15 protein-coding genes are annotated in these 12,681 nt (G+C 73.5%); 11 read left to right on the top strand and 4 right to left on the bottom strand.

All coding sequences use genetic code 11. The annotated features are described in order from the left end of the window. Nucleotides 1-138: 138 nt before the first annotated feature. The 3 genes from ACZ4QV_RS24510 (at nucleotide 139) to ACZ4QV_RS24500 (ending at nucleotide 2,884) form a co-directional block, all read left to right on the top strand. Entirely contained in the window at nucleotides 139-1,146 is a 1,008-nt protein-coding gene (locus ACZ4QV_RS24510; RefSeq protein ID WP_361145133.1) for an ABC transporter ATP-binding protein, read from the top strand. Between the two features lie 149 nt (nucleotides 1,147-1,295). Next, nucleotides 1,296-2,042, top strand: coding sequence for an ABC transporter permease (locus ACZ4QV_RS24505; RefSeq protein WP_361588323.1), 747 nt, complete (start codon nucleotides 1,296-1,298; stop codon nucleotides 2,040-2,042). 134 nt (nucleotides 2,043-2,176) lie between these two features. Continuing rightward, nucleotides 2,177-2,884 (top strand): ABC transporter permease, encoded by a 708-nt coding sequence (locus ACZ4QV_RS24500; RefSeq protein ID WP_467763407.1) that lies wholly within the window; start codon nucleotides 2,177-2,179, stop codon nucleotides 2,882-2,884. Nucleotides 2,885-2,933: 49 nt separating this feature from the next. Here ACZ4QV_RS24500 and ACZ4QV_RS24495 read toward each other — a convergent pair whose 3' ends face one another. From ACZ4QV_RS24495 to ACZ4QV_RS24480, 4 genes are all read right to left on the bottom strand, one after another. Then, nucleotides 2,934-3,008, bottom strand: a complete 75-nt coding sequence (locus tag ACZ4QV_RS24495) for a hypothetical protein (RefSeq protein ID WP_465270599.1) — start codon at nucleotides 3,006-3,008, stop codon at nucleotides 2,934-2,936. Nucleotides 3,009-3,214: 206 nt separating this feature from the next. Then, nucleotides 3,215-3,739 (bottom strand): Cys-tRNA(Pro) deacylase, encoded by a 525-nt coding sequence (gene ybaK / locus ACZ4QV_RS24490; protein ID WP_361142854.1) that lies wholly within the window; start codon nucleotides 3,737-3,739, stop codon nucleotides 3,215-3,217. 82 nt (nucleotides 3,740-3,821) lie between these two features. After that, nucleotides 3,822-4,643 (bottom strand): LON peptidase substrate-binding domain-containing protein, encoded by an 822-nt coding sequence (locus tag ACZ4QV_RS24485; RefSeq protein WP_361142851.1) that lies wholly within the window; start codon nucleotides 4,641-4,643, stop codon nucleotides 3,822-3,824. Between the two features lie 240 nt (nucleotides 4,644-4,883). Further along, on the bottom strand, nucleotides 4,884-6,449 hold the full coding sequence (locus ACZ4QV_RS24480; protein WP_467763447.1) for an oxidoreductase: 1,566 nt from the start codon (nucleotides 6,447-6,449) through the stop codon (nucleotides 4,884-4,886). A 431-nt stretch (nucleotides 6,450-6,880) separates the two neighbouring features. Between ACZ4QV_RS24480 and hisD the strand changes: the two genes are divergently transcribed. Genes hisD through hisF form a run of 8 tightly spaced genes read left to right on the top strand, consistent with a single transcriptional unit; the run spans nucleotide 6,881 to nucleotide 12,603 of the window. Further along, nucleotides 6,881-8,203: a histidinol dehydrogenase gene (hisD, locus tag ACZ4QV_RS24475; protein WP_361619208.1), complete on the top strand. Its 1,323-nt coding sequence runs from the start codon at nucleotides 6,881-6,883 to the stop codon at nucleotides 8,201-8,203. Nucleotides 8,204-8,211: 8 nt separating this feature from the next. Next, nucleotides 8,212-9,327 (top strand): histidinol-phosphate transaminase, encoded by a 1,116-nt coding sequence (locus tag ACZ4QV_RS24470; protein WP_361142842.1) that lies wholly within the window; start codon nucleotides 8,212-8,214, stop codon nucleotides 9,325-9,327. Continuing rightward, a complete protein-coding gene (gene hisB, locus ACZ4QV_RS24465) occupies nucleotides 9,324-9,917 on the top strand; it encodes an imidazoleglycerol-phosphate dehydratase HisB (RefSeq protein WP_003984418.1) in 594 nt (197 codons plus the stop codon). The genes ACZ4QV_RS24470 and hisB overlap by 4 nt, the downstream gene beginning before the upstream one ends. Beyond that, entirely contained in the window at nucleotides 9,914-10,078 is a 165-nt protein-coding gene (locus tag ACZ4QV_RS24460) for a hypothetical protein (RefSeq protein ID WP_199930901.1), read from the top strand. Before hisB ends, ACZ4QV_RS24460 begins: the two co-directional genes overlap by 4 nt. Beyond that, nucleotides 10,075-10,722 carry an imidazole glycerol phosphate synthase subunit HisH gene (hisH, locus tag ACZ4QV_RS24455; RefSeq protein WP_361142838.1) on the top strand — a complete coding sequence of 216 codons (648 nt, stop codon included), beginning with the start codon at nucleotides 10,075-10,077 and terminating at the stop codon, nucleotides 10,720-10,722. The genes ACZ4QV_RS24460 and hisH overlap by 4 nt, the downstream gene beginning before the upstream one ends. Nucleotides 10,723-10,733: 11 nt before the next feature. Then, complete coding sequence (gene priA / locus ACZ4QV_RS24450; RefSeq protein WP_361142835.1) at nucleotides 10,734-11,459, top strand: bifunctional 1-(5-phosphoribosyl)-5-((5-phosphoribosylamino)methylideneamino)imidazole-4-carboxamide isomerase/phosphoribosylanthranilate isomerase PriA; 726 nt, start codon at nucleotides 10,734-10,736, stop codon at nucleotides 11,457-11,459. Then, the gene (locus tag ACZ4QV_RS24445) at nucleotides 11,456-11,851 is read left to right on the top strand and encodes a RidA family protein (protein ID WP_361142833.1); all 396 of its coding nucleotides are present in this window, start codon (nucleotides 11,456-11,458) and stop codon (nucleotides 11,849-11,851) included. Before priA ends, ACZ4QV_RS24445 begins: the two co-directional genes overlap by 4 nt. Further along, complete coding sequence (hisF, locus tag ACZ4QV_RS24440) at nucleotides 11,848-12,603, top strand: imidazole glycerol phosphate synthase subunit HisF (protein WP_031003945.1); 756 nt, start codon at nucleotides 11,848-11,850, stop codon at nucleotides 12,601-12,603. The genes ACZ4QV_RS24445 and hisF overlap by 4 nt, the downstream gene beginning before the upstream one ends. The last annotated feature ends 78 nt before the right edge of the window (nucleotides 12,604-12,681 follow it).

The raw sequence follows: 12,681 nt of genomic DNA, 5'->3' as shown, positions 1-12,681 counted from the left end.
TGACGGAGGCGGCAGCCGCTGCCCGGCGGGCGGCGGCGCGCTCCTGACCGCCGGGCGGAGCGGCGGGCCGCGGCCGCCGCGAGCAGGGGGTGCGGGCAGTCGCGGCCCCGGCAGCGCGTACGCTCGTTGCTCGTGAGGATGGGTGCGAAGCGGGTGGAGTGCGGCGAGCCGGTGTGTGCCGTGCGCGACCTGGTCAAGACGTACCCCGCGGTACGCGGGCGGCGGGGAGCGGCGGGGGCACCGGCCGTACGGGCCAGTGACGGGATCAGTCTGGACGTGCGCCAAGGGGAGATCTTCGGGCTGCTCGGGCCGAACGGAGCCGGCAAGTCGACGCTGGTCCGCCAGCTCACCGGGCTGCTGCGTCCCGACTCCGGCCGTGTCACCGTGCTGGGCCACGACCTCGTCCGCCATCCGGAGCGCGCCGCCCGCCTGCTCGGCTACCTGGGCCAGGAGTCCAGCGCCCTGGACGAGATGACGGTCGCCCTCGCCGTGGAGACCACCGGCCGGCTGCGCGGCCTGCCGGCCCGGGAGGCCCGAGCCGAGCGCGACGCCGTCGTCGAGGAGCTGGGGCTCGGCGACCTCGCCGGGCGCCCGCTCAAGCGGCTCTCCGGGGGCCAGCGCCGCCTCGCGTGCTTCGCCGCCGTCCTGGTCGGCGAACGGCCGCTGCTGGTCCTGGACGAGCCGACCACCGGCATGGACCCGGTGGCGCGCCGCGCCGTGTGGGCCGCCGTGGACCGGCGCCGGGCGGAACGTGGCGCCACCGTGCTGCTCGTCACCCACAACGTCATCGAGGCGGAGAGCGTCCTGGACCGGGTCGCGGTGATCGACCGCGGCAAGGTCATCGCCTGCGACACGCCCGGCGGGCTGAAGGACCTGGTGGGCGAAGAGGTCCGGCTGGAGCTGGTGTGGCGGGAGCGGGCGCCGCTGGACGTGCCCGAGGTGGCCGCCCTGGGCGAGGCCGCGCGGACCAACGGACGGCGCTGGACCCTGAGACTGGCCCCGGACCGGGCGCGGGAGGCGGTGGCCGCCGTGACGGCCGGCCCGGCCTTCGCCGCGCTGGACGACTTCACGCTCGCGACGCCGAGCCTGGAAGATGTGTATCTCGCGCTGGGGGGCCGTACGGAGGAAGGCTTGGTGAAGGCGTGAGCGTGGTTCCCGCGGAGGCGCAGGCGAAGGCGGCGGAGCAGGCGGAGACGGAGGCTCGGACGGTGGGACCGGCCGCGGCCGGGCCTGCCGCCGGACCGGAGAGCGCCGCCGGGCCGCGCCCGGACCCGGACGTCCCGGCCGCCGCGCCCCTGGCGCCCGCCGCCCGTCTGCTGCCCGCTCTCGCCGCCGTGTACCGGGCCCAGTTGTCCCGGGCCCGGGTGGCGCGGATTCCGCTGCTGTTCGTGGCCACCTTCCAGTCCGTCGGGATCATGGTCCTGATGCGCGGAGTGGTCGACGGCGGCGACGCCGCGCGGGCCGTCGTCGCCGGCTCCAGCGTGCTGGTCGTGGCGTTCGTGGCGCTGAACCTGCTGGCCCAGTACTTCGGGCAGCTCCGCGCCAGCGGCGGGCTCGACCACTACGCCACGCTGCCGGTGCCGCCCGCCGCCGTGGTGCTCGGCGCGGCCGCCGCGTACGCCTCGTTCACCGCGCCGGGGACCGTGGTCACGGCCGTGACCGGCTGTCTGCTGTTCCAGCTTCCGATGACGAACCTGTGGGTGCTGATCGCGGTGATCCCGCTGGCCGGAGCGGCCCTAGCCGGGCTCGGCGCGGCGCTGGGCCTGCTCGCGCCGCGACCGGAACTGGCCACCCTATGCGGCCAGTTGGGCATGTCCGCGGCCCTGCTGCTGGGCGTGCTGCCGGCCGCCCGGCTGCCCGTACCGATCTCGTACGCGCGGGACCTGCTGCCGTCGACGTACGGCGTCGAGGCCCTGGCCCGCGGGTTCGACGCCCGACCCGACTGGCTGGCGGTCCTCGCGGACCTGGGGGTCTGCGCGGCGGTCGGCGTCCTGTCGCTGGCCGTGGCGACGTGGGCGTACCGCCGGGCGGCCGTACGGTGACGGACCCGGCGGACGGCCCGGCGGGGCGCGGGGCCTCCGCAGGCCCCCCGGGCGGTGCCGGGCAGACCGGCCGGAACCGGCCGCTCGGCCGTCCTGCCGACAGCGGCACCGTGCCCACCTGGCACGATGACAGGGTGACCGCACCGCAGACGCCGCAGCCGCACGAGAACCAGCCGCACGACAACCGGGCGACCGAGCAGACGTACAACCCCTGGGCCAGTCCGTCCGGGGCGACGTCCGACCATCCGACCTCCGGGGGGTCCGCCGTGCAGGACCGGGCCGAGTTCCGCCGTGAACTGTTCGAGGCCGCGCTTGTCGCGCTCGTGGTGACGGTGTGCGGTGTGCTGCTGGGCGCCCTGTGGGCGTGGCTGGCACCGCGCGTCCCGCTGATCGCGGACGGCAGTGGCAACGTCTACCTCCAGAACGTCGAGGGCGAGGAGGCCATCGGCGGGGACGGCACGTTCATCCTGCTGGCCCTCGGCTTCGGGGTGGTGTGCGCGGCGGGCGCGTTCCTCTTCCGCCGGGGCGGGGGCATCCCGCTGGTGGTGGCGCTGGTGGTGGGCGGACTGCTCGGCTCCGTGGCAGCCTGGCGGTTCGGTATCTGGCTGGGCCCGACGTCGGACCTGGCGGAGCTCGCGGCGGAGGTCCGCAAGGGCGTCCCGTTCGACGCGCCGCTGCGCCTCCAGGCCAAGGGCGCGCTGATCGCCTGGCCGGCCGGCGCCATGATCGCGCATCTGCTCCTGACCGGCCTCTTCGGCCCCCGCGACCCGGAGCCGCCGCAGCCGGAGTGGTACCCCGGAGGGCAGCAGAGCCCGCAGGCCCCGCCGCCTTCGGACAGCTGACAGCCGGCGGCTGACGGGGTCCCGTCGCGCGTCGGGTCCGTCCGCTCGCTCAGGCGGGCCGACGGCCGTGGTTGGCCTTGCCCTTCTTGATGCGCCACTTCCGCTTACGGGTCTTCTTCGACATGGGCGAACCTCCTCCACGGGTCGTAGCGGAGGACGGGGCAGGCGTAAAGGCCCGGCGTCGTGACGGGCGGGGCGTACGGGGCACATCCGGCCGCGCGCGGCACGGCGTACGGCGCGTGGAGCGCTTCCCGGCACCCCGGCGCACGCGGAGCGCGCACCTGGCAGAGCCGCGCCCTCGCCCTCGGCCGCCCTCGGCCGCGTGCGGACTCAGTCGCGCGCGATGTCCGCGAGCGTCGCCTCCGTGAGCTGCTGGAGGTCGGCGGGGGACAGCTCGACCTCCAGGCCGCGGCGCCCGGCCGACACGCACACCGTCCCGTGCGCGGCCGCCGACGCGTCGAGCACCGTACGCAGGCGCTTGCGCTGGCCGAGCGGGGAGATACCACCGCGTACGTAGCCGGTGCTGCGTTCCGCGGCGGCCGGGTCGGCCATCGCGGCGCGCTTGCCGCCGGCCGCGGCGGCCAGGGCCTTGAGGTCCAGGGAGCCGGAGACCGGTACGACGGCGACCGTCAGCGCGCCGTCCACCTCGGCGAGGAGCGTCTTGAAGACCTGGTCGGGGGAGACCCCGAGCGCCTCGGCGGCCTCCTCGCCGTACGAGGCGGCGGCCGGGTCGTGCTCGTACGCGTGGAGGGTGAAGTCGACGCCCGCCTCGGTGAGGGCGACCGTCGCCGGGGTGCCGCCGGCCGGCTGCTTCCCGTTCTTCGGCTGCTTGGTCCGCTTCGGCTTCTTGGACATGGTCGTCGCGCCTCGGCTCGCTCGTAAGGTCGTCGGTACGGGGACGGGTGCGGGGGTGGCGGCAGGGGCGATGCCCCCGCGCTCAGTTGGGGCTGGTCGGGTGGCGGGTCAGGTCCACCGCGGGCAGCGACGGGAGCTTACCGATCACCGCGGTCTCCTGGCGAAGGAGTTTCAGCTCCTGGGTGAGCCGGGCCGCCACGTCCGGCGCCTCCAGGAGCCGCTGCTTGGCCGGGATGTCGAGCACGGCGGCGGCCGCCACCAGGTACGACAGCACCGACGGCTCGCCGGGCAGGTCCTGGCCGCCGGCGAGGGTACGCTCGTTCGCCCAGGCCAGCCGCTTCTGGTAGGTGCGGAAGGCCCGTACGACACCGGAGGCCAGCGCTCCGGCGCCCTCGCCCTCGCTCTCCGCCAGCTCCTCCACCTCGCCCATCAGGTACGGGCCCGAGGCGTCCACCGACAGCAGCGTGAAGCGGGTGGTGCCGGTGGCCAGCACCTCGTACCCGGAGGCTTCGGCCCCGGCGCCGGGGGAGAGCGCCGCGTCCGCGGCGGCCTCGGCACCCTCGTCGGAGGCGAGGGCCGAACCGGGGGCGCCGCTCTTCTCCCGGATGGTGGCCGCGTCGGCCACGCACCCCACGGTGTGGAAGGCGCTGATCGGGTCGGGGCCGAAACCGGCGCCGGGACCGCCGGCGGGCAGCGCGGTGCTGTCCGGCAGGCCGGGGGCGGAGGGCGCCACCTCGCGGCCGTCGCGGATCGCGACGACCCCGAAACGACGTTCGTCTTCGGGCAGGGCGAGGAGGTCGCGCATCATCGCCCGGTACCGCGCCTCGAAGACGTTGAGCGGGAGGACGAGTCCCGGGAACAACACCGAGTTCAGCGGGAAGAGCGGTAGGCGCACGGAGGTCACAGCCCGTAAGCCTAGAGCCTGTGGAGACGGGAGTGGTTCGCGGCCCGCGATCCGGGACGCGCGGGGAAGGGGCGAGCGGCCCCTCTTCCGGCGGCGTACGGCCCGGACCGGCCCCGCGTAGGTGTTCCGGAGCCCGGCCCGATCCGCGCGCCCCCGCGCACTCCCGCGCCCGCCGTGCCGCGCCCGCCGTGCCGCGCCCGCCGTGCCGCGCTCGCCGCGGCGCCCCGCCGCAGTCCCCGGCTACTGCCGCCGCAGCAGCCGCGACGCGCCCGCCGCGACCGTCGTCGCCAGGACCCACCCGGCCAGGATCATGACCGCGGCGACCCACTGGGAGCCGCCGTCCGGTTTCCACGACGAGCCCTGGTAGAGATCGATCACCGGCAGCAGCAGATCCAGGGAGTAGAGATACGGATTCCAGGGCGGCGCCTCGCCGGGCTTGAGGGCCGGGGGCGGGGACTGGGCGAAGTACACCGTGCCGAGGGCCCACAGGATCACCATCCACACCGCGGCCCGCCCGGGCCGGTAGCCGTACGCCACCGTCCAGTCCTGGAGGAACCCCCACAGCTTGGCGGCCATCGGCAGGGTCTCGCGCCGCCGTCGCTGCTTGGCGAGCAGTACCTCGCGGGCGTCGGAGTCCTCGCCGCTGCCGCGCAGGGCGGTGGCGAGCATCTCGTAGGGCTCCGGCGCGTACTCCGGCGTGGCGGCGGCCACCCACTCCAGCCGCCGGGACAGCGGGAAGTGGCCGCGCGGGATGAGCGTCTCGTAGTTGAAGCCCGCCATCCACAGGCCGCCGAGGCCGGGCCAGCTCGCCGCCTTGTCGACCAGGTTGACGACCCGCGCGCCGGAGAGGATGACCCGCCCGCGCTGCGGCCGCTCGCCCAGGAAGCGCAGCTCCGGCGTCTGGATGCGGCGCAGCGACAGCTCCTGGTCGGCCTCCATGATGAAGCGGGCCTGTTCGAAGTCGACGGCGTCGCCGAACCGCCCGTCGTCCAGCCGCATGCCGCCCTCGCACTCGAAGCGCTGCATACGGGTGCCGCGGGTGGGGGTGTGGGCGATGCCGTACGGGGGCGTGGCGGTGGTGCTGGAGAACGGCGAGCTGGCCAGGCCGGCGCCGGTCAGGTACAGGGTGCGCTCGACCGTCATCTGAGGGGCGTTCAGGGCGCGCCGCCCGTACGGGTTGCTCAGCCGGCTGCCGCGCAGGCTCAGCGACACGCCGATCGTCGCGCCGCGCAGCGACAGCTCACCGTAGGACTCCATCATCTCGGCCTGGAGGTCCTGGGCGACGGTGAGCCCGTCCGCCATCACGGAGCGGCCCTGCCGGTCCTTGTGCACCACGGTCTGGTTGAGCAGCAGGTCCGTACCGATGTGCGCGTCCGTCAGGCGGATGCCGGAGCGGACGACGCAGCGCGGCAGGTGCAGGTCGCCTTCGGTGTGCAGCCGGGCGGCCTCGACCCGGGGGATGGCGCAGCCGACCATCCGCAGGGTGGTGAAGCGGCTCTCCGGCAGGACGACCTCGTTCTGGAAGCGGCAGTCGCGCAGCTCCACGAATGGCTTGATCGTGCCGCCCGCGAGGTCGAGAGTGTCGGTGATGTACGCACCGGCCAGTTTCAGCGCGGAGACCCGTCCGGGCTGCGCGGGCGGCCCTTCCAGGAGCAGGAGCGCGACGATCCGGGCGCGCACCCGCCGCTCCGGGCCCCACCGGAACTGCCCGTGCGGGTCGTCCCTGGCCGGGTCGCCGGTGCGCAGGTCGCAGGTGCTGCCGTTGCGGAACGCCTGCCACAGGCTCCACTCGGCAGGGTTCAGCATCAGGGCCGCGGGTGCGTCGCCCTCCTCCGGCGTGGCCACCGTGCCTTCCCCCTTTCCCCGCTCCCCCGAGCGGGTCCGTACGGTCCCGCGTGTGCGGGGCCCGCGTCCAACCGTTTGTGCACGCCGCCGGCCCGCTGAGGCGTGCCGCAGCGTGCCGCCGTACGGGCCGGACCGGCCCCGGGGGCCGCTTCCGCGACCTGTCCCCCGCGCGTCCGCCCCGTCACTCCCTGCGCCCGTACGCCCGTACGAACCCCATGCCCGCTACGTGACCACCTGAACACGCGCGGTGAGGTTCACTTCGAGACGGTCCTGCGGACGGCTGTGAGGCCCAGCCCCGGCCCGGTCCCGGTGCCGTGCGTCACCGACTGAGCTGTGTATCACCGGCTGATACGGGCGCTCGGCCCCGGGAACGGGTCTGAGACACTGGAGGGGTGATCTCCCGAATCGATCTGCGCGGTGCCGCCCTCCCCGAGGGCGGCGCCCTGCGCGACCTGCTGCCCCGTGCCGAGTTCGACGTGGAAGCCGCCCTGGAGAAGGTGCGGCCCATCTGCGAGGACGTGCGCCATCGTGGGACGGCCGCGCTGATCGAGTACGCCCATCGGTTCGACGGGGTCGCCATCGAGCGGGTACGCGTGCCCGCCGAGGCGCTGGAGCGGGCGCTCGCGGAGCTGGACCCGGCCGTCCGGGCCGCCCTGGAGGAGTCGATCCGGCGCGCCCGGATCGTCCACCGTGAGCAGCGCCGCACGGACGTCACCACCAAGGTCGTCCCCGGTGGCACGGTCACCGAGCGCTGGGTCCCGGTCGAGCGCGTCGGCCTGTATGTACCCGGTGGCCTGGCGGTTTACCCGTCCTCCGTCGTCATGAACGTGGTTCCGGCGCAGGAGGCGGGCGTCGAAGGCGTCGCCGTCACCTCCCCGCCGCAGGCGGAGTTCGGCGGCCTGCCGCACCCGACGATCCTCGCCGCCTGCGCCCTGCTCGGCGTGGACGAGGTGTACGCGGCCGGCGGCGCCCAGGCGATCGCCATGTTCGCGTACGGCACCGAGGAGTGCCGCCCGGTCAACCTGGTCACCGGCCCCGGCAACATCTACGTCGCCGCCGCCAAGCGCCTGCTCAAGGGCCGCATCGGCATCGACGCGGAGGCCGGCCCCACCGAGATCGCGGTCCTCGCGGACGCCACCGCCGACGCCGCGCACGTCGCCGCCGACCTGATCAGCCAGGCCGAGCACGACACGCTGGCCGCCGCCGTCCTGGTCACCGACTCGGCCGAACTGGCCGCCGCCGTCGAGACCGAGCTGAAGACCCAGGTGGCCGCGACGAAGCACACCGAGCGGATCAGCACCGCGCTGGGCGGGCGGCAGTCCGCGATCGTGCTGGTGGACGGCGTGGACGAGGGCCTGAAGGTCGTCGACGCGTACGGCGCCGAGCACCTGGAGATCCAGACCGCCGACGCGTCCGCGGTCGCCGCCCGGGTGCGCAACGCCGGCGCGATCTTCGTCGGCCCGTACGCGCCCGTCTCGCTCGGTGACTACTGCGCCGGCTCCAACCACGTCCTGCCCACCGGCGGCTGCGCCTGCCACTCCTCGGGCCTGTCCGTCCAGTCGTTCCTGCGCGGCATCCACGTCGTGGACTACAGCCGTGACGCGCTGGCCGAGGTCGCCCACCATGTGGTGACCCTCGCCGAGGCCGAGGACCTCCCGGCCCACGGCGCCGCGCTGAAGGCCAGGTTCGACTGGAAGGTCCCGCAGGGCAAGTGAGCGAGCACGTGACGAAGATCGACGACCTCCCCATCCGGGACGAGCTGCGCGGCAAGTCCCCCTACGGCGCGCCGCAGCTTGACGTCCCCGTCCGCCTGAACACCAACGAGAACCCGTACCCGCTGCCCGAGCCGCTGGTGCGACGGATCGCCGAGCGGGTCACCGAGGCGGCCCGCGAGCTGAACCGCTACCCCGACCGGGACGCGGTCGAGCTGCGCACCGAACTGGCCGCCTACCTGACGCGCACCGGCGGCCACGAGGTCACCGCGGCCCACGTCTGGGCCGCCAACGGCTCCAACGAGGTCATCCAGCAGTTGCTCCAGACCTTCGGCGGGCCGGGCCGCACCGCCATCGGCTTCGAGCCGTCGTACTCCATGCACGGCCTGATCTCGCGCGGCACCGGCACCGGCTGGATCTCCGGGCCGCGCAACGACGACTTCACCATCGACGTCGAGGCGGCCGTGGCGGCCATCGGCGAGCAGCGGCCCGACGTGGTCTTCGTCTGCTCGCCCAACAACCCCACCGGCACCGCCGTCGCCGCCGAAACGGTTCTCGCGCTGTACGAGGCCGCGCAGGCCGCCCGCGCGGACACCGGCGGCGCGCTGGTCGTCGTGGACGAGGCGTACGGCGAGTTCAGCCACCGCCCCTCGCTGCTCCCGCTGATCGAGGGCCGCCCCAACCTGGTCGTCTCGCGCACCATGTCCAAGGCGTTCGGCGCCGCCGGGCTGCGCCTGGGCTACCTGGCCGCCGACCCGGCCGTGGTCGACGCCGTCCAGCTCGTCCGCCTGCCGTACCACCTCTCGTCCGTCACCCAGGCCACCGCGCTGGCCGCCCTGGAGCACACCGACACGCTCCTGAAGTACGTCGAAGAGCTCAAGGCGGAGCGCGACCGGCTGGTGGACGAGCTGCGCGCGGCCGGCTGCCAGGTGGTCGACTCCGACGCCAACTTCGTGCAGTTCGGCAGGTTCGACGACCAGCACGCGGCCTGGCAGGCCATCCTCGACCAGGGCGTCCTGGTCCGTGACAACGGCGTACCGGGCTGGCTGCGGGTCACCGCGGGAACCCCCGCCGAGAACGACGCGTTCCTCGACGCGGTCCGTGCAGTACTGAAGGAGAACCGATGAACCGCGTTGGGCGCGTGGAGCGCACCACGAAGGAGACCTCGGTGCTGGTCGAGATCGATCTCGACGGCACCGGCCAGGTGGACGTGTCGACAGGCGTCGGCTTCTACGACCACATGCTCGACCAGCTCGGCCGGCACGGCCTCTTCGACCTCAAGGTCAAGACCGACGGCGACCTGCACATCGACACCCACCACACCATCGAGGACACCGCCCTCGCGCTGGGTGCCGCCTTCAAGCAGGCCCTCGGCGACAAGGTCGGCATCTACCGCTTCGGCAACTGCACCGTCCCGCTGGACGAGTCGCTGGCCCAGGTGACCGTCGACCTCTCGGGCCGCCCCTACCTGGTGCACACCGAGCCGGAGAACATCGCGCCGATGATCGGCACGTACGACACGACGATGACCCGGCACATCCTGGAGTCCTTCGTCGCGCAGGCGCAGATCGCCCTGCACGTCCACGTCCCGTACGGGCGCAACGCCCACCACATCGTGGAGTGCCAGTTCAAGGCGCTGGCCCGCGCGCTGCGCTACGCCAGCGAGCGCGACCCGCGCGCCGCCGGCATCCTCCCGTCCACCAAGGGAGCGCTGTGAACGGCCTGTCCACCGTCTTCATCGTCCTCGGCCTCTTCCTGCTCGGCGGGCTCTACTCCTTCTGGAAGCAGGGGATGGGCAAGAGCGTGCTCGTCCTGCTGGGCATCGGCTCGGCCATGTGCCTGGTCGCCGGCATCCTCCGCCTGGAGGTCTGGAATTGAGTGCCGCACCCGCCAAGAAGGTCGTCGTCTTCGACTACGGCTTCGGCAACGTCCGCTCCGCCGAGCGCGCCCTCGCCCACGTCGGCGCGGACGTGGAGATCACCGGTGACTACGACAAGGCGATGAACGCCGACGGTCTGCTGGTCCCCGGCGTCGGCGCCTTCGCCGCCTGCATGAAGGGCCTGCGCGAGGCCCGCGGCGACTGGGTCATCGGCCGCCGGCTGTCCGGCGGACGTCCGGTCATGGGCATCTGCGTCGGTATGCAGATCCTCTTCTCCCGCGGCATCGAGCACGGCGTGGAGACCGAGGGCCTGGACGAGTGGCCTGGCACGGTCGGCCCGCTCAAGGCCGACGTCGTGCCGCACATGGGCTGGAACACCGTACGGGCACCGGAGGGCACGCGGCTCTTCGACGGCCTGCCCGCCGACGCCCGCTACTACTTCGTGCACTCCTACGCCGTACGCGAATGGGAGCTGGAAGTCGGCAATCCCAACATGCGCGCGCCCCAGGTCACCTGGGCCACGCACGGCGAGCCGTTCGTGGCCGCCGTCGAGAACGGCCCGCTGTGGGCCACCCAGTTCCACCCCGAGAAGTCCGGCGACGCCGGCGCCCAGCTGCTGTCCAACTGGACCAAGACCCTCTAGGACCCTCCGCGATGAGCAAGCTCGAACTCCTCCCCGCCGTCGACGTCCGCGACGGCCAGGCGGTCCGCCTCGTGCACGGCGAGTCCGGCTCCGAGACGTCCTACGGCGACCCGCTCCAGGCCGCGCTGGCCTGGCAGCGGTCCGGCGCCGAGTGGCTGCACCTGGTCGACCTCGACGCGGCGTTCGGCACCGGCGACAACCGCGCGCAGATCGCCGAGGTCGCCAAGAGCATGGACATCAAGGTCGAACTCTCCGGCGGCATCCGCGACGACGCCTCCCTGGAGGCCGCGCTGGCCACCGGCTGCAAGCGCGTCAACCTCGGTACGGCCGCGCTGGAGACCCCCGAGTGGGTCGCCAAGGTCATCGCCGAGCACGGCGACAAGATCGCGGTCGGCCTGGACGTCCGCGGCACCACGCTGCGCGGCCGCGGCTGGACCCGCGACGGCGGCGACCTCTACGAGACGCTGGCCCGCCTCGACTCCGAGGGCTGCGCCCGTTACGTCGTCACCGACATCAACAAGGACGGCACTCTCCAGGGCCCCAACCTGGAACTGCTGCGGGGCGTCTGCGCCGCGACCGACAAGCCGGTCGTCGCGTCCGGCGGCGTCTCCTCCCTTGACGACCTCCGCGCGATCGCCACCCTGGTACCGGAAGGCGTCGAAGGCGCCATCGTCGGCAAGGCGCTCTACGCCAAGGCGTTCACCCTGGAAGAGGCATTGGAGGCCGTGTCGTCATGACCATCGAGCGCGCGCAGACCGACAGTCCCTGGGAAGAGATCATCGGCTTCGCGCGCGCCGTGGCGGCCGGCGACCGCGTCCTGGTCGCCGGCACGATGCCACTGGTCGACGGCGTGCTGTACGGGGAGGGCGACCCGTACGAACAGACGAAGGTCGCCTTCTCCAACGCGCTGGTGGCCCTGGAGCCGTTCGGGCTCGGGGCCGGTTCGGTCGTCCGCACCCGGATGTACCTGACCCACGCGCGGGACGTGGACGAGGCGGCCCGCGCCCACAAGGAACTCTTCGACACCGTACGGCCCGCCGCGACCCTGGTCGTGGTCTCCGGCTTCGCCGACTCGCGCGTACTGGTCGAAGTCGAACTCGAAGCATTCAGAGAGGCCACGAGCACATGACCCTGGCGGTCCGAGTCATCCCCTGCCTGGACGTGGACAACGGCCGGGTCGTCAAGGGCGTCAACTTCAAGAACCTGCGGGACGCCGGCGACCCCGTCGAAATGGCCAAGGTCTACGGCCAGGAGGGCGCCGACGAGCTGACCTTCCTCGACATCACGGCCTCCTCCGGCAACCGCGAGACCACCTACGACGTGGTCCGCCGCACCGCCGAACAGGTCTTCATCCCCCTCACCGTCGGCGGCGGCGTCCGCACCCCCGAGGACGTCGACAAACTCCTGCGCGCCGGCGCGGACAAGGTCGGCGTCAACACCGCCGCCATCGCCCGCCCCGACCTGATCCGCGAGATCGCCGAACGCTTCGGCAGCCAGGTCCTGGTCCTGTCCGTCGACGCCCGCCGCACGGAGACCGGCTCCTTCGAGGTCACCACGCACGGCGGCCGCCGCGGCACCGGCATCGACGCCGTCGAGTGGGCCCACCGCGCCGCGGAACTGGGCGCCGGCGAGATCCTCCTGAACTCCATGGACGCCGACGGCACCAAGGACGGCTACGACACGGAGATGATCGCCGCCGTCCGCAAGCACGTCACGGTCCCCGTCATCGCCAGCGGCGGCGCGGGCCGCCTGGCGGACTTCCCGCCCGCGGTCGAGGCCGGTGCCGACGCGGTGCTGGCCGCGTCCGTCTTCCACTTCGGGGATCTGCGGATCGGTGAGGTGAAGGAGACGTTGCGGGGGGCTGGGCATCCGGTGCGGTGAGGGGCGTGGGGGTCGGCGCACCCTCGGTTCACCCCTGGTAGTGAGTCTGGTAGTGATCAAGGTGGCGCCGGGTCTAGC

It is taken from the genome of Streptomyces sp. NPDC026394 (genome assembly GCF_055567735.1).
The sequence above is the reverse complement of the archived record's forward strand: the minus strand, read 5'-3'. Positions and strand labels throughout refer to the sequence as shown.